At 33.4% G+C, this 19,632-nt stretch carries 18 protein-coding genes; 4 read left to right on the forward strand and 14 right to left on the reverse strand.

Annotated elements, in window-relative coordinates; genetic code table 11:
- Positions 1-49: 49 nt before the first annotated feature.
- Positions 50-553: a MepB family protein gene (locus QRE67_RS26100; RefSeq protein WP_286125499.1), complete on the reverse strand. Its 504-nt coding sequence runs from the start codon at positions 551-553 to the stop codon at positions 50-52.
- A gap of 299 nt (positions 554-852) precedes the next feature.
- Here QRE67_RS26100 and QRE67_RS26105 point away from each other — a divergent pair, with 299 nt between their 5' ends.
- Positions 853-1,002 carry a hypothetical protein gene (locus QRE67_RS26105; RefSeq protein ID WP_255258781.1) on the forward strand — a complete coding sequence of 50 codons (150 nt, stop codon included), beginning with the start codon at positions 853-855 and terminating at the stop codon, positions 1,000-1,002.
- 347 nt (positions 1,003-1,349) lie between these two features.
- On the opposite strand, the gene QRE67_RS26110 is transcribed toward QRE67_RS26105, so the two are convergent.
- From QRE67_RS26110 to QRE67_RS26120, 3 genes are all read right to left on the reverse strand, one after another.
- Positions 1,350-2,915, reverse strand: a complete 1,566-nt coding sequence (locus QRE67_RS26110; RefSeq protein WP_286125501.1) for a thiol-activated cytolysin family protein — start codon at positions 2,913-2,915, stop codon at positions 1,350-1,352.
- A 951-nt stretch (positions 2,916-3,866) separates the two neighbouring features.
- Entirely contained in the window at positions 3,867-4,199 is a 333-nt protein-coding gene (locus QRE67_RS26115; RefSeq protein ID WP_286125502.1) for a DUF1904 family protein, read from the reverse strand.
- A 352-nt stretch (positions 4,200-4,551) separates the two neighbouring features.
- Positions 4,552-5,112, reverse strand: coding sequence for a recombinase family protein (locus tag QRE67_RS26120; RefSeq protein WP_286125503.1), 561 nt, complete (start codon positions 5,110-5,112; stop codon positions 4,552-4,554).
- 473 nt (positions 5,113-5,585) lie between these two features.
- On the opposite strand from QRE67_RS26120, the gene QRE67_RS26125 reads away from it, so the two are divergent.
- Both QRE67_RS26125 and QRE67_RS26130 read left to right on the forward strand, forming a co-directional pair.
- Positions 5,586-6,470 (forward strand): WYL domain-containing protein, encoded by an 885-nt coding sequence (locus tag QRE67_RS26125; protein WP_286125504.1) that lies wholly within the window; start codon positions 5,586-5,588, stop codon positions 6,468-6,470.
- A gap of 471 nt (positions 6,471-6,941) precedes the next feature.
- Positions 6,942-7,946 carry a J domain-containing protein gene (locus tag QRE67_RS26130; RefSeq protein ID WP_286125505.1) on the forward strand — a complete coding sequence of 335 codons (1,005 nt, stop codon included), beginning with the start codon at positions 6,942-6,944 and terminating at the stop codon, positions 7,944-7,946.
- A gap of 855 nt (positions 7,947-8,801) precedes the next feature.
- On the opposite strand, the gene QRE67_RS26135 is transcribed toward QRE67_RS26130, so the two are convergent.
- Positions 8,802-9,389 (reverse strand): GrpB family protein, encoded by a 588-nt coding sequence (locus QRE67_RS26135; protein WP_286125506.1) that lies wholly within the window; start codon positions 9,387-9,389, stop codon positions 8,802-8,804.
- 658 nt (positions 9,390-10,047) lie between these two features.
- On the opposite strand from QRE67_RS26135, the gene QRE67_RS26140 reads away from it, so the two are divergent.
- Positions 10,048-10,203, forward strand: coding sequence for a Phr family secreted Rap phosphatase inhibitor (locus QRE67_RS26140; RefSeq protein ID WP_286125507.1), 156 nt, complete (start codon positions 10,048-10,050; stop codon positions 10,201-10,203).
- Positions 10,204-10,363: 160 nt separating this feature from the next.
- Here QRE67_RS26140 and QRE67_RS26145 read toward each other — a convergent pair whose 3' ends face one another.
- The 9 genes from QRE67_RS26145 to QRE67_RS26185 all read right to left on the reverse strand — a co-directional run bounded on the left by QRE67_RS26145 (position 10,364) and on the right by QRE67_RS26185 (position 19,531).
- Positions 10,364-11,455: an AcrVA2 family anti-CRISPR protein gene (locus QRE67_RS26145; RefSeq protein WP_286125508.1), complete on the reverse strand. Its 1,092-nt coding sequence runs from the start codon at positions 11,453-11,455 to the stop codon at positions 10,364-10,366.
- Between the two features lie 33 nt (positions 11,456-11,488).
- Positions 11,489-12,082, reverse strand: coding sequence for a recombinase family protein (locus tag QRE67_RS26150; protein WP_286125509.1), 594 nt, complete (start codon positions 12,080-12,082; stop codon positions 11,489-11,491).
- Positions 12,083-12,354: 272 nt separating this feature from the next.
- Positions 12,355-12,924, reverse strand: a complete 570-nt coding sequence (locus QRE67_RS26155) for a dihydrofolate reductase family protein (RefSeq protein WP_286125510.1) — start codon at positions 12,922-12,924, stop codon at positions 12,355-12,357.
- Between the two features lie 770 nt (positions 12,925-13,694).
- Positions 13,695-14,225, reverse strand: coding sequence for a YsnF/AvaK domain-containing protein (locus QRE67_RS26160; protein ID WP_286125511.1), 531 nt, complete (start codon positions 14,223-14,225; stop codon positions 13,695-13,697).
- Positions 14,226-14,301: 76 nt separating this feature from the next.
- The gene (locus QRE67_RS26165) at positions 14,302-14,778 is read right to left on the reverse strand and encodes a YsnF/AvaK domain-containing protein (RefSeq protein WP_002139618.1); all 477 of its coding nucleotides are present in this window, start codon (positions 14,776-14,778) and stop codon (positions 14,302-14,304) included.
- 708 nt (positions 14,779-15,486) lie between these two features.
- The gene (locus tag QRE67_RS26170; protein ID WP_286125512.1) at positions 15,487-15,858 is read right to left on the reverse strand and encodes an ATP synthase subunit I; all 372 of its coding nucleotides are present in this window, start codon (positions 15,856-15,858) and stop codon (positions 15,487-15,489) included.
- A 37-nt stretch (positions 15,859-15,895) separates the two neighbouring features.
- On the reverse strand, positions 15,896-16,351 hold the full coding sequence (locus tag QRE67_RS26175) for a MarR family winged helix-turn-helix transcriptional regulator (protein WP_286125513.1): 456 nt from the start codon (positions 16,349-16,351) through the stop codon (positions 15,896-15,898).
- Positions 16,352-16,502: 151 nt separating this feature from the next.
- Positions 16,503-18,032, reverse strand: a complete 1,530-nt coding sequence (locus QRE67_RS26180; protein ID WP_286125514.1) for a cardiolipin synthase — start codon at positions 18,030-18,032, stop codon at positions 16,503-16,505.
- A 314-nt stretch (positions 18,033-18,346) separates the two neighbouring features.
- Positions 18,347-19,531, reverse strand: a complete 1,185-nt coding sequence (locus QRE67_RS26185; RefSeq protein WP_286125515.1) for a YhgE/Pip domain-containing protein — start codon at positions 19,529-19,531, stop codon at positions 18,347-18,349.
- Between the last annotated feature and the right edge of the window lie 101 nt (positions 19,532-19,632).

Genomic DNA, 19,632 nt, shown 5'->3' on the forward strand with positions numbered 1-19,632 from the left:
AGCAACGATTCCTTCTTTTTGGAGCCACTTACAAAATTAAAACAAGAAGCTATGAATATAAGTTTAATAATTTATCTATGGATAAATTATTAGTATCACTTAAATTAACAAAATATTGAAGTTGCCACATTTGGCTCTTCTTTGCTTGATCACTAACAGGATTATCCCAAATAGGATAAATTCTCATAGCCATCTTTCCTTTTTGACTTTGAGTTTTCAATATTTTTTCTTTTAGAAGAATCTCTTTTGGGAAAATAAATTGTCCTAGTTTATTTTCATCAATACAAGTGATAACTAATAAGTCAGGAGCAGGGTCGTAAGAGAAGGATTGATTTTGCATGTTTTCATTTTTCTCCCAAAAAGAAACAAATTGTCCAATTTTATTAGGAGTAATTTTTGATACCCTAAAACGTATGGTTTTGTTATTTAACTGGAATATTCCTCCTGCATATTCTGAATTTTGTTTTTCTTCTTTTAGATTAGTGATCATTAAGTTATTAGGTTTATAAACTATTTTATCTAAATTTTTGATTATATTGTTAAAATTGTTCATGCGAATCCCCCTTTATTCATATCTTAGTTTATCACAAACATTAGTTCTCATATATCGTATAGTATACGATCTTTAAAAGCGATCAATCTCTTAACATACAATTTTCTTTTTTGGGTCGTGTCGGGCCTCTAGAAGTAGAATCCATTGACTTGATTCTCATGAAAAGAATCATAACTTAAGAAGAAGGTACTCAGGGTTTCACTATCTATCAGTCAGAAATAAAGGATAAGAATAAAGATCCATGGAGTGAACGAGATTTTGATGAAATTTAAGAATATCAGCTGAGGAATAACAAAGTTATGTTGGGTCAATTGAATGTCAGCAGTGTAAAAGGAATGAAGATGATTGTTTCGACAAAAGATGGGAAAAGCGCGTATCAAATTGTAATCTTCAGCAGTATTTTAAACAAAACTGAATTAGAAAAAATTATGCTCTCCATGCTGAATTAAAAAACAGAGTTCTTAAGATAAGCATCTTAAGAACTCTGTTTTTTTGAGAAGAGCTTCTATCTTGAACTGAAGAAACTTAGGATTTCTAAAATAACTGAGATCTAATTAACCATAGAGATATAAAATTTTCATTTTGGGGGTACTTCAGAATCTTAGCTTGATGGGCATGGCGTGCTACCCCAATATAAAAGTAAACCGCCTTTTTGGGCGTTTTTTCTTTACTTAAAATAGCATGTTGACTCTCCAATTAGATGAGTATGATATATTTAACAAAGCGCCGATATACTTGCGACCAAGTAAAAAAGCGCCCTGTAAACAGGGCGCTTCGGACATATATTAGGCTTTAATTAATGACTAATATTAGCACTTGGATATAATGTTGTTCCTCCAATTGAAACTTTCATTTCATTTGTTAATGGAACATTTTGTTCATTAATAATTGTTCTCCACCATTCCCATGCAAGACCTGTACATTCTCTTGCTACGACTTTTACATTTTTTGAATTCGGTGGAAGTGGTATGACTGTATTGAAATGAGCAGTTCTGTCTCTGCCGTTTCCTTCCCAAGTTTTATGGGTTAGTACTTCTTTGCCATTTTGATCATATGAGAATTCATCCCAAGATACATCAAATTGAGCAACATATCCACCAGTATGATCAAGCGTCATTTTAGCACTAGAATATTCTGTAGTTGTAGTCTCAATATAATCTGTATTGTTATGAACAGCAGCCGTTGCGTTATCTTTTAAGAAAGTGCTTGTATATGAAATTGGGTATGCTGGATTTTTAGGACTTAATTCTGCATTATCTTTAATGATATTTCGGATTTCATTAAAATCTTTTGTAACAACCTTGTTATGCTCTTTTGCATCTCCGCCTAATACTACAGCGGTAAAGGTACTGTCTTCAAAAATATCTTTGTACTGTCCACTCGCTTCAACGCCTTGACCCTTAATTAAGGCTTTAAAAGCAGCTTGTACATCTTTGCTCTTAGATGATGTTTCTAATTTCACATAAACTGTTCTACCATAAGCTACATTTGACACCATAACAGGCGGAGCCGCATTACTTATCCCTTTACGAGTTAACTCATCAAAAGTAACACTATTATCAAAAAGATCTGATGGATTGTTAGGTAGTTCTGCACTTACGGTATAAAAGATTTGCTTATATGCCGCAACCATTACTTTTTTCTCTCCATTTGCAACAGCATTAAAGTCAATATTCAGTGAATTGTCAAGGTATTTAGCGTTAACATTAAGAGCACTTGCGATTTGAGATTTACTATACACCATAGATTCTGTATACTGCATTCTTGCAGGTAACGTATGTGTTTTTGAATACTTTTCATTCCAAGTAGATACTAATTCATCTACTGCTCCAGACACATTACCATATGTAGGATTTTGGACAGTAATTGTATTGTCTTTTCTCATGCCAGGTAAGTCTATACTAATATTCAAAGGTTTTCTCTTAGCTACTAACAAACTAGGTTGATTATCTGCAAAAGCTTTATTTGCAAGTTGTACTGCTCCTGGATAAGTACGATTAGCCACAGAATCAATAATCGAAATATCGACTGGTGAAGTTGTAAGTGATTTTTTCTCATGTTCAACTACTACAAATTTACCATTTGAATTTGTACTTTCTTTCGGAACAAAACTCTCTACTTTATCACCATTTACTGCTAAAACCTCTTGATTATTATACTTAAGATTTGCTATGCCAGTATCAATGTTAATAGCTTTTTTTGTTGCATCAGCTGAATTACTTGTATGTGTTTCAGCGAAAGAAATAGAAGAATAATTAAAAGTGCATAAGCCAATTGATAAACATGCTAGTAATTTTATTCCTTTATTATTTTTCTGGATTTTCAAAAAACCAACCCCTTCCTTTTTTTTCGTATGATTCATGTTATCTCTTCCTTTCTTTCATCATTTCTATAAAATCACAAAAAATAGAATTGCACTGTACATGCTTATACTTTTACTTTGGAATAAAATCACTTTTGCTATATTTATCTTAGTTTAAGTATCTTTCAATACACTTTCATAAATGTTACAAAAGTCTTTCATTAATTTTATTTATAAATGCAATAATTTTGTGATTATAGACTGTTTTTGAGACTTTTATCATATTATTAATATAATACAATAAAAATAATGTTACTCATAACTTTACCGAACTTATATTAGCGTAATCTTTTCCTTCCTTAGTGGTCATACCAGTTATGTTTTTATTAAATCATTAAACTTCCAATGCGTAAATAGAAGAATTTTGTCGATTATATCAAAAAAATTCAATATTGTGCATTAACGAAAATGAAAATATTATACTACAAAAATTATCATTTGATTTTATATAAGTAACTATAAAAGTTACAACTTGATGTATAAGGTTAAAAAATAACTATTTTAATCTGCAAAAAATAGTTAATATAAATTAAATATTATTAATATAATTTAATTACACTCCGCATATCAATTCCCTTTATTTGGATATGTGAAATTGCATCAAGATATTGGTTTAAATAAGACGCGCTCTTATAAATAACTAGCTGTAGAGAAAGAAAAGTTTTGTTTAGGTCTACTTAAGGGGTTCTGGTGCGAAAACATCAAGATAATTGCAAGTAATCTCTAAATCTTGGACATATTGATACTATTACTCTAAAAAAGGTGCGTGATCAGTATGGGGTACCGCCACATCGCTATCAAGTTAAGAAATACAAATACCTCAAAACAAAAAAATTGACATCTTCATGTGAAAATGTACAATTTTTTTGTTTTGAGGTGTTATAAAATTCTTAGGTTGATGGGCATGTGGCGCTCCCCCTTATAAATGTTACAAAAATCTTTCAAATAGCTCTAACTTGCACAATGCTTCCCGTTAATATAATACGCTGATTCTGTGAAAACCGTAAATACAACCTCTACTTCTGGAAGTCCAAAATCCATTACATATGTAGTAATGGCCTTGGCACATCGATCACGAATTTCCTGTCCACGCTCGAACCATTTCACTTCAATAAGAGGAAACGCTTCTATTTCTTCTCCATTGAATATAAACGTAGAACTTGGTAGTTCCAACGTAAAATTATCCGTACCACACTCACAAATCTCTGCGAGCTCTTCTACTAATGGCTTGCTTATGCGTTTTAATTGTTCAGTAGTAATTCCACGAAACACAACATGCGGCATGTGAATCCCTCCGTTAGATAGCTTTATATTTGCTCACATCATAGCACAATTTATTTTGCTGCACTAGAATCTATTGGTACATTTCAATGACATTCTTAAGTTGATAGGCATGTATGGTGACCCCTAACAATATGTTTTTAAATTTATTTAGACAAAAGGAATGGAACTACAAGGGGCACTTAATTTTGATATGAAAACAAATATGAAGAGCATGTTTTGAGTAATTTTTTTCAAAACATGCTCTCATTTTTATTGTTTTAAAGGAGATCGAGGGAAGCCCTTCTGGGGTACGGAAACGATTCTGGGTATGAGGGGCCACTCTGGGATTTAATTACAAATATAAAAAAGAACTTTATTCAAGTTCTTTTAATCTACGATATAGAGCGGCCTGACTCACTCTTGTAATCTGGCATATTTCCTTTACTGTTTTATTGGTATGTTTTCGTAATTCAATTGCATGGTTCATGCCAGGATGTTTATCCGTGTATTTCTTCACTCTTCCTCTATATACGCCTTTTTGTTTTGCTAGCTTTATTCCCGCATGTTGTTTTTCCTTAATCATTTCACGATCTAACTCACTAAAGGCAGCCATGACAGTTAAGAAGAACTTGCCCGTTGGAGTTCTTGTATCAATTCCTAAATTTAAAATTGCAAAGTGAACATCCTTTTCCCGAAATTGTTCTACTAACTGTAACAGTTGAATGGTATTTCTACCTAAACGATCCATTCTAGTTACGACTAAGGTATCCCCAGTAGTTAGTTTTGAAAGTAACGTGTCTAACTCCGGCTTTTGTTTTGTTACTCCACTAATTTTCTCTTTTATGATTTCATCTACTCCATATTTTATAATTTGTTCAATTTGTGTATCTAAATTTTGATCTTGTGCACTTACACGTGCGTATCCATAGACCATTTACATCCCTCTTTTTGTACATATTTTTGATAAGTATTATTGAGAGTCTATGAGACTAATAATATCAAGGAAATGATTTCTTCTCAATAGGGTACACTCTATTGGGATGGCGGACTATTTATTGATTTTCCTAAGGTGAAAGTGTCTCAAATGACTTGTACCAAAAGTTAAATTGGAAAATTTTTCAGATGCGGCGGGTTATTCCTTGAATCGTTGCCGTATGCCATCTAAGGATTTTCTGAAGGGATTCTTTTAGATTCCTAGATACATTGAATACCGATAATGACGTGTTATGTTAACTTGACATGAATATGATATACAGAAATGGATGATTAATAATTATTGGTTATCCATAAATTATGCTTACTTAATAAAATAGCTAAATTATTACATTAAGTACTCGTATTAGTCTATGAAACACAATAAAATATTAATATAAAAAAGTATAACAGAGGAAAATAGAGGTGAGTAGATTGTCAACACGACAAAAAGTAGAAAGGGCAATATCCAATCGAAAAAAAGTGTATATGCACTATAATAATAAAAACCGTATTACAGAACCGATCCATTTATTTTCGTTTCACAGAAAAAATTACATGATTGCATACTGTTATTACCGTCGTGAATGGAGGATCTTTCGATTAAGTCGACTGGAGATTTGTAAAGTCTTAGATGAATCAGCAGAACAAATACCGATTGCATGGAGTCAAGTACCATTGGAAAAAATTAATCGTCAAGAAACTTCTCTTCTTTTATCCGCCACATCAAGCGTAAATTCCAATCAACAGCAATCATCATCAAGAAACGATTATCCCAAAATCATAAAACTAAGCAAAATGGAAAAAGAAGCCTATTGTCGAAGTCCCTTAGAGGAAAAGGTGTATCATACCATTAACCGTAGTCGAAATGTAGTAAAATTTGTTGTAGAACCATGTTCCATTCCTTATACATATTTCGGGAAATCACATTATTACGTTCCTGATGCTCTCGTTTACTATAAAGAGGATGTTACAGCATTAATTGAAGTAAAACTTTCGGGAGAAATGAATCTTTCAGTTAATCAAGCTAAATTTCAAGCAGCCAAAGCCTTTGCAGAAAAGAAAGGATGGAATTTTTTCGTTATGGGAATTGAATCCTTTTCATCTGATTCGGGATACGAATATCGTCACAGTTGGGGGTGGGGGGAACAACAAGAACAAGCAAAAGTGAAGAAATTTAATCCATTTGAGACTCCAAAGGAAACGGCAGCGTCAGCTAGTTCTAGTCGTTCCTCTTTCACCCAAGACAATGGGTCCTATACATGGATGTGGATTGTAACTATTATGGTTATCATTTGGTTTCTTGCTAATAGTTATTAATTTCTCCTAAACATAAAAAGAGTACCATCAACCCAATGATATAAAACTCATGTTAAGACAATTTTTAGGAATAAAAGGTCATTTCTTACTACGTGCTCTTAAACATCTTTATGTGTATCCATTGTGTTTTTGTAGTTGGGGTTCGACCGAGATACATGTAATTTTGAGTCATAGTCTGTATTTCATTTCCAATATCTATATTTTGTTGTAACAAAAAGGTCTAAAATCAATAATGTTACAAATTATTTTTGATACGGTATTTTGTTACATCTCACTTCTAACACCTCTTGCTATGATTGTATGGAAAAAATGATAAGAAAAAAGCTACTGCTCTTCCTTAAGTTTTGAAATATAGCAGAAACTTGCAGGAAATGTATGAGAGAACGGCCAAAAAGAATTTGTTTCCCAACTTCTGCATATCTAAGTACAATAAATAGTATATGACGTTTGGGGGATTAAAGGAGAGATAGTGTGGAAGATTTCATTGATTATTATGCGATATTGGGGATACCTTTTCAGGCGAGTACCGAAGAGGTGAAAACAGCCTATCGAAAACAGGCAAAACGACATCATCCTGATATGGGAGGGAGCCAGGGTGATTTCCTTTTAGTTAAGGAAGCGTATGATACATTACACGATCCCTACAAGAGAGGACAATACGATGTTCTTTGGTCCCTGTATTATGCGGAGATGGAAGAAATGAACGAAAGAGATACCAAACCGTATTCGTCACCGCGCACAACATCCACGAGTTCCGTTCCTATACGTTTTCGCTGGAAACCGTATGTTGTGATTCTTTGCATGACCTCCCTTGTCATCATTATGTTGAATATTGTAAATGCAACAAAGGATGAATCTGTAGGAGAAACAGAAACCACTATGCAAGACACACATGCTGTTTCGGATGAAACGAATGATGAAGAACCAACAGATGTCACTGCTACCCCTGACGAAGTGTCGGGGGCCAATGGAGAAGAGGAATATGGAGAAGAGGTATGGGGAGGTGATGGGTCACAGGATGTAGATTCCTATGGTTTCCCTCCTAATGGTATTCATACGGTGACCTATGATGAAACCTCACAAATCCCGAATGCAGACGGTCTACAAACGTTCGTGAAGTCAGTTGTTTTAACGAATGCTTCGAGGAATGAAGATATTGGCAGACATACGAACTTTCTAGGAAAACCAATGATAAAAGTTCGGCTTGAACTCCGCAACTACCGGGACACGATTGCACGGAGTAACATTGGTAAGGCTACACTTCATTTGAATAACGGAACAAGCGCACATAGTGAGTTAAAAACATCAACGTTCTACGGTACAGTTAGTCCAGGAAAGACAGAAGAGGTAGAGGTTCTCTTTTTCCCAGATGTACCAATTGATTTACAGGAAGTCAATCACGCAAAACTGACGTGGAGTGATCCTTTGGATAATGGACGGCGCTACTATGATGCGTACTATGTCTTCCATTTTTAAAAAAGGGATAGAGGAACAATAGACATTAGGGGTCCTGCCATCAAAACGCGGATAAAGGGGTAGCACGCACATTTTAACGTTTTTATACGCTAAGGTATTCTCAAAACTCAATAACATGATTTGAATTGAGATTTTGATTTAAAGACGGGTTTTGAGACATTATTTAAGCTGTTTTTGGCATCTTTTATATTGAAGGGGTCACCATATCAAAAAAAGAAAATTGTACGTTTAGACACAATTTGGATAATACATAATTGATATGTAAATATTCCCCTACATTAAATTGTATGAATATAAACTATAATAGTAAGTAATACTCTTATGTTATATATTTGTAATTCCCTGTTTAAGAATCCTTACTGTAATAGGATTCTTTTTTTGTTCCAAAAGGTATACCTTTTGGAACTACGCAAATTAATGCTAACATGGGGTTCAGCCGAGATACGTGTATTATCTTAACTAAGAAAATTAAAAAACGAATTTAAAAGGGCCCTTACGTTGAATACATGTACTCAACGTAAGGGCGGATTATGTAAAATGACAATAAAGTTATTTAATTTTAAAACCTAAAACACGTATAACCCCGTTCTGATTTTAAGACGGGGTTAAAATAAAGTTGTTTAATTTTTGATGTGAAATACTTCACTGCACTTAAAAATACAACAATAAAGTCGTTTAAATCTAAGTGTTATTGCACAATCGCGCCCGATTGCTGAAGATCAGAACTATAAAATTGTTATAAGAAATAGATTAGTCCTTCTTGAACTAACGCCTCCGTTACTTTAAGTACACCCTTTCACAATCTTTGATACATAAAATATAAATAATGTGCAATAAATTTACTCTAGATTATATTTATTTTTCGGGGTTGTATTTGTCAGCATATTCTTCTTTTGCTTTTTCTGTATGTTTCAAAATAAAATTAGATTTAGCATCTGTATATCCATCTCGGTCATGTTCATATTCTTCTATAAGTCCTAATTTAAGTTTACCATATTCTTTAGCAACTTCTTCATGTTCAATAAGGTAGTCTCTAAAGTACAATTCATTCCAGTTGTGGTAGTAACGAACATGTAGATGATACACCTTTTCTGCAAATCCTTCTTTTGTATATCCTTTATTAAATGCTATTTTCATGCATGGATTACTTTGGGATGACATCAATAACCAACCATTATGTAGTAAAGTATTTGTTAATTGTTCAATATTGCTTCCATTATCTATTTCCAATAAAATATCGACTATTGGCTTGGCAATTAGTCCTTCAACAGCTGTACTTCCTATATGACTAATGCGCATAATATTTTTTTCGTCAAGACAACTTAAAAGTTTCCGTTTTTCAATTTCATACCAATCTTTATAATCTGTATTATGTTCTTTCAAAATGATGGGGAATAACTCCCACAATTCTTCTAGCGTCATTTCTGACAATTCTTTTCCCATATATAGTATCTCTCCTTTACATATAATCTCTACTTCGCATTTTACTACGAATGTGAACTAACTAATGTAAAAATATTGTTGAACAATACTGCCCGGTAGTTCAATTAGCCTTACTCCAGAATTTGGCCCTTTAACGGAATAACATGACTGGCGTTTTTAAACATTTTTATTGTAAATATAACAATTTTATTTATAATTAAACAATTTTATTGTTACTCCAGTAAAATTCATTAATACCACATCCCCACCTTAAAATACTTTAAATAATTTGAAAAATCAATATAGTTATTCTTTATTTAAAGATAAATAAAAACCATAAACCTTACTTAAAGAACTATAAGGACTATGGTTTTATTTAGTATAGTTAATACACGTATCTCGGCTGAACCCCAACATAGCATTCCAAAACATCAAAAATATATTTTAGGAACGTTCTTAAAATATCAATACCTTTCGGTACATGCTTGCTTCTTCCTTAAAGAAATTAACCGTTTATAAAGGTATACCTTTAAGGACATAACTTGTATCCTTATAAAATTAAGGTTTATAGCGTTTATAAACATGTTATACAATATTTATAAACGTTTATTAAGTTTACGCAACCTTTATAAACCCCTTAACGTACAATTTTCTTAAAATGATATGGTGACCCCAAATAATGAAAAAATTCACAGGAATAATAATGGGATTATCTCTTTCAGCTATTTTGTCTCTTGGATTAACATTTCCTTCACAATCAGAACAAGCAACTCATGGTGATTTATCTAAAACAAGCCCTGTAATTGATCAATATAGTCACGCTGACACCTGGTAAACTAAAAATCATAAAAAACAGCAACATAAAATCTGTTGCTGTTTTTTTATGAGCTGAAATTTCGAATTTCAAAGACCCTTTATATATAAAACTAAAATTAAATGCCTTAAAATGCGTCTGATGGTATCGCGGTTTTTGAATATATATGTAAATTACGGTTCTATTTAACGATATATTCTATTTCTTCTAATTTACCGACACCTTTTACATAGGGTTCAATCCAAATTAATTTACGTTTTGACAGTCCTTCTCCATATGGCTGATTTCTCCAATGGCCTCTAACAATCCATTGTCCGTTAAATTCCTTCCTTTTTCTAGGTTGATCTTTAAGGTAATTAAACTCTCTATATACTTGTTTATGTTTATTATCAATAGTTACTTTTTTTCCAATACGAATATAAGAAGTTCTAAGCGATTTCTTATTTTGTTTCTCTTTCTTTTTTATTTTCCTGTTTTTATGATGTTCTGTAGACTCTCCTACATGGTCCAGGATTGCTTTATCAGATTGTAAGTATAACAGTGTATTTACAATTAAAATTGAAAATTGTTCAGCTATAGCTCTACTCTTTCTATTTAAATAGTAATCAGCAGCATCTACGGTAACAGAATTTTCAGGGAAGTATTCGTCTAAAACTGTAGTAAGTGAATCAAATATATTTTCATTATCCAATATAGGTAATCTAATCCATATTGATATCTCCCCATGATTAGGATTTCCAGTTTCCGTCTTTTGGACTTTTAGAAACATTGCAATCCACCAATGCATCATATTATCTTTTTTCACTTCTGATACATAAGCTCCTTGAGCTATTGTTTGGTAAAGGCATTCATCGTTATCATCAACAAATGAAATTCCGACTAAATCTTCAGGAACAGTAAAATATACAACCGGGAATGGTAATTTAAGAAAGGAAGAGTTAACTTTATGAATATCTGTTTGAACTAGTTTATTTGCAAGATCATCCTCAATATGAAAATGCTTTTTTCCTGATAACCAATATAAATACATTAATTTGAATTCATTTATTAAAATATCAAAAGGCTTACTATTATTATTACGTAAAAAGTTTACTTTTTTAATAACTTCAGTACTTTGCATGTTAATCCACTCATTAACATGTTCAGGCTCAATCGAATGAAAATCAACATTGTGAATCCCTTTATCCTGGACATAATTATGAAAGCGTTGAAAAGCATTTCTTCCAAACAATAATTCGAATCTCTTGTTTAAATCTTCAAAATGTATATTCATAAAAAACACTCCTCTCTTTACTTTTAGACAGAATTACTTTTTTTCTTTCTTCCTCTTAGCACGTTGCAAGGTGCTTACGCTAATTCCTGTTATTCTCTCCACTTTCCTATAAGATTCTGTTTTTAATAAATTAAGAGCGTGTTCCATTTGCTCTTTATTATATTTCTTTGGTCGCCCCTCTTTAAAATTAGGATTCAACTTAGCAATCGCTTTTCCTTCTTGTGTACGTTCTACAATCATATCTCTTTCAAATTCAGCGAATGCACTCATGATATTAAACATTAACCTACCCGTTGGTGTATCTTCCACTACCCCCATATTAATAACATGAACTTTAACCCCTTTTTCAAATAACATTTTAATCGTTTGGATTGCATTTTCAGCTGAACGTGCAAAACGATCTAATTTTGTTACAACAAGTGTGTCGCCATTTTCTAGTACAGAAAGTAGTTCTTGAAATTTTGGTCTGTCAAATTTTGTCCCTGTAAATTTTTCAGAGTAAATTCTTTCACAACCTTCTTTTTCTAACATTTGAATTTGAGATTCCAAATCCTGGTTTAACGTGTTCACCCTGGCGTATCCATATTTAACCAAAAAATCACCTTTTCTACGTTCACTTTTGACCATAAGTTTTGATGTAGGTCAATGTATTGATTGTCACTTTGACCGATAATTTGCGTATATTTTAAGTGTTATTTTGCATATCCAACTTTAAAAACCCAGCTACCTTCACATCAGAAGATTAGCTGGGTTTCTTAATTATTTACATCTAATTATTTATAGAACTATTCGGATCCGCCTAGTAAAAAAGCGACTGCTCATTGTTCCGCAATCGCGCCCGATTGCGGAACAAGTTACAATTACTATCGGGTATTTTATTTTTGGAATGCGCAATATTATTAATTCACATTCAAATGATAGATTAGTTGCACAACGCCCGAGGAGAACGTTCTTGTATTAACCATTTTTAAATTCAATCTCTGTTTTATATCAATAAACAATGGTTTTCCTTCTCCCAAAATAACAGGGTGAACAGATAATCTAAATTCATCAACAAGCCCTAAATTGATAAAAGTTGTAATAAGACTTGCTCCACCATATAGCCAGATGTCTTTACCAGGCTTATTCTTTAATTTATTTACTTCTTCAAGAATATTATCATTTATGAATATTACTTTATTATCGGTCCCTTTTTGCGTTCTGGAAAACACATATTTTTCTTTACTATGAACTAATTCCCAAATTTCTTTTTCAGTATCAATATCTTCAATTTCTGGAGTAAATTGTCCCCATAAATCGTAGCTTTTTCTTCCATATAAAATAGTATCAATTTGATTTAAGAAATTAATAAACCCCATCTCAGAGTCCATGATACACCAATCAACTTCCCCATTTTTCCCTTCAATAAAACCATCTAAAGAAACTGCTAAATCTAAAATTATTCTTCTTGGTCTTACGTTATTGGGCATAATTCTTCCTCCCTTTAATCATTTAGATATTGTTTCTCCCGCCAAGTTTTTTTTATATTTTCATTATTTACAGCACTTATTTCTGAATAAAGTTACTGATGATATTAAACTAACCTGCTCTTTAACTTAATAACAATTATCTCAATTTTCCATTATTTTCACAATTAGCTAATCAAGAATATGGCCCGATTGCTGAACAAAAGTAAAAAAGCAAACATTTCATAAATAAGTTATTATTTGTTCCAAAACTCGTTAGTGATTGGACATAATTAATGAAGAACCCCAGCTAAACTTCTAATGTGAAGGTAGCTGGGGTTAAAAGTTGGATGTGCAAATTATCACTTAAAACACGCGCAAAATATCTCCAAAAGTTACAGGTTTGTAAGCTATCAATAACACTTATCAAAATTAAAAAGAAAAACAGAGATACCAATTGGTGCTGGTTAGTCGACCTTAATAGCAATAACTATAAGGTTTTTAAAACCAACAAGTGGATATAGTACGTTTATTGGTTCATCTACTACTTATTCATGTAAAAAAATTCCTTAACGTACAAATTTCTTTTTTGGGTCGTGTGACCCCATGTAGAAAACTTTGCAACAGAACCATGAGTTACCTCCTCATTCGATTGTGATGCAGTTGACTGCAATAGTGTTATCAATGCAGCGCTGTTGATTGTTGGAGGCGAAGATGGTCTCGAAGGTTACGTAAAAGGAGCAGGGGTTGGTTAGCGCCTTCACCTATCCTACCCGAATAAAGCGGGAAATGGTTTAGTCCTTTGTTACAGAAGGCGGCTTTTTTATGACATCCGCATCATCACCTGTAACGTAAACTTGTGCTGTTTCTTTTTTCAGCTTTTCCTTTATTTGTTTTATTTCTTCTATTTGACGTTTTGTAACCAATACTTTATTTACTTGCACGGGGTGTTTGTTTATTTCAATTTCTTCTTCTTTCAGAGGAATTCGAAGTTCCTCCTCATTTCCTGCTTCTATTACTAATACTTCACGCTTAATAGGAACAGTGAACGTTTTCTGTTCTTCGACGACTTCTTTATGAACCTTTACCTCCCCCGTTTGTACTCGTTTTTTTTTTATTTCCAGCTGCTCTTCTCGTAATTGAAGCGTTTTTTCTTTAATTTCATTTGTTTTTTTAGTCGGTTTGTCGATGTTCCTTCTCGAATTCATTGTATAACTAATGCCGCCTACGATTGCTCCTATAACGAGTCCTGTTACGATTGTAAAACCTGTTACCCAACCGATTATGCTACCGATTATCGCACCAATAGTAATATACTTTCCCATAGGACCTCCTGAAGTTCTTTTTTATATATGAATGGAAAGAAACCTACTTAACTAGAAGTTAAGTAGGTAGGCACAATTAGTCCTCTTTGATAATATCTGTATTACCATGCGATTCAACATCTGCAACTTCTTTACGAAGTACGTCGCGTACTTGTTCTGTTTCCTGAACCGAACGTTTATGAGCAGAGACTTCACCAGTGACGACCGTATGCTTTTCTACATCAATTTTTTCAGCAGTTACTGGAATGTGAACCGTTTCTTCTTCTGTAATTGGTTCATCTGTTGGTTCGTGATCAACGGCTCTTTGTTCAATAACGACTTGATCATGTAAAACAGGGACATTCACTGATTGTTCTTCCTCAACAATGTCCTTATGAAGCGTCACATCACCAGTCTCCACACGGTGTTTGTCGATCTCCAATTCTTCAGCACGAAGATCAAGATGTACGTCTTCTGCTGCAAATTCTGTATCGGCAGTGCGATCTACTTCACGTACCTTTTTTCGAGTTTCCTTTTGAGTTCCTTCTTCGTTAAATAAATCAAAAAAGCCCATGATGAAAACCTCCTAAGGGATGTGTTTGGATCGTACAAGTACTAATGTTACCTGTGTGAGTGAAAATATGCGCTTGATTTGGTGCTTGTTTCTAAAAAGGCTTTACTTAGCCATTTGGTATTTACATCCAATTTTTTATTAGGGATATTTAAAAAACCTCAGAGTCGTTAGCCTTCATCCTCGATTAACGCGCCCTATCGTACTATAAGGTCAATCGCTAGACCAGTTCAAGTCATGTAGCATCTGAAAGGAAAAGCTATATTGGGGTTCAGCCGAGATACGTGTAAAAATGGGTCACAGGCTGTATTTTATTTCCATTATCAGATTTCGTTGTAACAAAAAGGCGTTTTATTAATAATGTTACGGATTATTTTTGATACAGTATTTTGTTACAACTAATCCAATGGTTAGAATATTTCATATTTTTAAATACAAAACGTAACAAAAACGGTCGTTTTAGTTACAATCCTTAGCTTACAAAAATCAAGGTTTTCACTTCCGAAAAATGTCTTAACGTGGTTTTTATGTCATTTGGCTGGCGGGATCCCAATAAAAAAATGAAACCAGTTAGGGTTTATTTGATATGCAGAATTTCCAATAATCTACACTGGTTTTTTAGAAAAAGAAAAAAGCCATTTTTGAAAATGACTTTTATTAACCTTAGCTTGATAGCAATGTGCTGTGCCCCCAAAAAAGTTTTATGCTAATCTATTTCTTCGTATCTTTCATGCTATAATACCCTAAATTAATCACAATTAAGAAATAACCACCCATAATTCCGGCAGCAAATGTCCACATGACACTATGGTGTTCAATCTCATACATAATAATCGCACCGAGTATCGCTGCTGCAAACCGATTAATCATACCAAGCGTCGGTGCTTTTGTTTTTTTTACAATGCTATCTCCAAACTTTTCAATACGCCTTCCTAAAATCCAAACACAATACATACTAACAAGCAAGCCAATGCTTGCACCTAAAAAATGGGGCGAAAAAGGCGTCATAATCCATCCTAATAACATCGCGCCTAGCAAATAATACATTTGTATTTTAAATGTCCTTAGTGCCATACGAATCATGCTGTACTCCTTTACCTTTCTCATTGAGACTTTATTACTATTTGGGCTCAAGGTTCTTCTTTTTTTCTTCCAGTATAATTTGATTTATTTTCATTAAGGTATCGGTCATTTGCTGCAAGGCTTCGATATCAATTTTAGAGAAGTATTTCTCAATAAGTAAATCATCTAGCTGAGACAATCGTTCTATATACTTGCTACCGTTAGGACCAAGTGTAAGGAAATACTCACGTTTATTGTTAGGATTTACGTGTTTCGAAATCATATTATGTTTCTCCAATTTAGATAAAACTTGGCTGACAGCACTTTTGGATATATTAAAAGTGGTCGCAATACTGTTAGCTGTAGTATTTTTATTTAAATTAATATAGATTATCATGTTCTCTTGCTGCCCTGTAAGACCAAACTCATTCTTTAACTCCTGAGATAATAAAATGTTTAATTCATTGTAGGCCCGGTTCATGTCGGTAATTACTTCTTTATAAGAACTAGTCATATTATTCTTCCTCCAATCATTCTGTTATTTCATTGTACGCCGTTTTTTCGTTTCGACATATAGTTAAGTTTAGTTAACTTAACTATATAATATCTTTATGTTAGTGTAAAGGAAAAAGTAAGCAAATTTGTTTTGATTACTTTTTTCGGAATTATAATAAAGGGGAAATCAGACGCATTAGGGATTCCAGTATTCGTTTTCGAATACTACGTTTTTGAAATGATTTCCATCGAATTTCAGACGAATGGTTAAAGTCCTCTTCAAAATCACGTTTAATATCAAGAACTGTCTTAGATTCATAAAGTACGCTAATGATTTCATAATTTAGTTCAAAGCTACGGACATCCATATTTGCTGTGCCAATTGTTGCAATTTCATCATCTACAAGTACAATTTTAGCGTGCACAAAACCATCTTTATAGCTATAAATTGAAGCACCGGCTTTTAGAAGTGGTGTGAAGTATGATTGAGATGCTAGATCACTAATGATTCTATCTCTCTTACCTGGATATAGAATACGGACATCTATTCCAGCCATTGCACTTAAACGTAGTAATGTTAATGTTTCTTGGTCTGGAATGAAATAGGGTGTTGCGATCCAAATTGATTTCTTAGCGGAACCTATAACAGCAAGTAAAGTATTACGAATGTTTGTATCATCTGAACTTGGTCCACTTGCTACAATTTGAATAGCACCTTCTGCATGAGAATTTTGTTTACCTGGAAAGTATTTTGTATTCATAAATGGATTCCAAGAATAAGTATTTAAACCATTAGTGGCATAGAGCCAATCCTCAAGGAATATCGCTTGTAATTTGTACAATGCTTTTCCTTCTATTCTTAAGTGGCTGTCACGCCAAATTGGGAATTTTTTAGAACGACCAAGATACTCATCGCCAATGTTGAGCCCACCTGTAAAACCAATCTCTCCATCTACAATGACAATTTTACGATGGTTACGATAATTTACTGTTTCAAGTGGCCATGACGAAAGAATAGGATCAAATGCCACAACCTCAATTCCTACATCTTTCATGGGTTGTAAGAAACGATTTCGTAATGAATTGCTTCCGATCCCATCATAAAGAAAGCGTACAATTACACCAGATTTTGCTTTCTTAATTAATGCATCGCGAATTTTTGTACCAATTTCATCTGCTCGATAAATAAAGTATTGAATATGTATATGATGTGTAGCACTTTCAATAGCTTGTATAATGTTTGTAAATGTTTGATCCCCATTTGTTAAGAGTTTTGTTGTAGTATTATTGGCAACAGGACCGCCACCGAATTTCTGTACAACCTGTGTTAAATAAGTAGAGCGCTCACTTAATGAGGAAGTGAATGATAAATCTAGGCGTTTTCCTTCTAAAATCTCACGGAATAATTTTCTTTGCTCTTCTGAACGATGTAGATGCTTCTTTCTTCTCCAACGACTTCGGCCAAAAAGAGAGTACAAAATTACACCAACAACAGGAAGAAGTGCTAATACTAAAAACCATGCTAAAGTACTTTGTGGGGAACGATTTTCGATAAAAATAATGAAGGCAATTCCTACTATTGTGATAAACCATAGTACGTCGACAAAGTTGTATAGTGAGATAATGGATGTATTCAACAGAAAGAGAACGATAGAGACAAGTGTAAATACAAATAATAATTGAACTTTAGGGTTTTTCATCTTTATAAAATTCACCTATTCTTTCTTAAATATAGGATTCATATATGGAAGCTGTACCCTAACATTTCTATTAGGGAGAATCACAGGATTGCTGCTCTAGTCCGTCATATCATTTACATAAAATATAATGGATTACTAAATTATGGAGTTTCTAAGACTCGTTTTTTCAAGTTTTCTCTAATGTATTGTCCGATAAATGGAATTTTGTGATATTCCATTTCCTTTTTAATGATGCTGAATAAAGTCGAGCTCATGAAAGCCAAAGAGATACAAGGGATTTCTCTTGTATCTCTTTGGCTTTAGATCTACTCTCTCTACACTGACTCAGTAGATAAAGAACCTTTTTGTTTATCTTTCCCTTTGAATACAGCCAGTACCATAATTATAAGAGATACAAGTCCAAGAAACCCCATCGTCTGAACATATGATCCTATCCCGTATCCTCCAAAGAAGAAGCTGTTACGAAATGCTTCTACACTGTACTTAAAAGGAGTCCAAGAATACAACCAGTGTTTTGTCACATCCGGAAGAAATTCGTGTGCCAGTGATAAGGTTGGCATAGAAAAGAAGAAGACTACCATTAATATTGGTACCCCGACACGGCCAATCCAGTTGAGAACTGCACTTTGCAAAAGGAAGAACATGAAGCCAAAGAAAAGTAACAATAAGAAAATTTCTCCTTGGTTCGGTATGTTTACATCGAGTATGGTATGAGCAATGAAAAGAGTTAAACTTGCAATTACTGTCACGAAAACAGAACCCGCAAGAATCTGTGATAGGACTGATTTTCCTGTAACGCGTCCGTTTGTAAACTTTTGGACAGCTATAAATAAGACTAAGGAGCTGATAAGAGTAGTAATCCATAAGATTTGTGTCAGCATTATAGGAATATTTCCATTACCTGTACGTGCTTGAACTGGATGAATCAACTCCGTTTTAGCAATAAATGGGTTTGCCAATAACTTTGCCTGTTCAGTTGTTAGTGTCATATTTCTTTGTGAAAGCTGATCAAGCAAGGTATTACGGATATTTTCGTTTATCCCTCCAATGAACTTATCAATCATTTGGCTTGAAACCATTGCGGCATTATAGTTCATCCCTTGATTCACCAAGACTTGTACCTCGGCTTGTTGTCCCTTAGATGTGGTCAGCGATACAAGTTGCTGGGATATTTCTGGTGGAAACACGATGGCAGCGTAGTACTTCTTATCCTTCATCCCTTGCAATACATCTTCTTGCGTTTGTAAGAACGTCCATTTAACTGGGCTTTGCTTATTTTGCAAAATTAGCTCTTTTATTTTATCTCCTAAATTTACACTTCCTTGTCCTGGTAAGTTCACACCTGTATCCTGTATTACCATAGCGATGGGCAAGTCTTTGGGTATAGGATTAACAGTTGAACCCATAAAAGCAAAACTAGCGATGATAACAGCAGCCATAATACCTAAAACGCCACCTAGAATCATCTTTTGTTTGAAAAATTGCTTTACTGTAAGCATTTTAAATTATTCCTCCTAGCATTCATCCAACAAAAAGATAGATAACGAACAACATGTTGTTTATAATGAAATTATATCGTTTTTACTACACATTGCAATTT

Origin of the sequence: Bacillus sp. DX3.1 (assembly GCF_030292155.1) — a bacterium.
Classification (GTDB): Bacteria; Bacillota; Bacilli; order Bacillales; family Bacillaceae_G; genus Bacillus_A.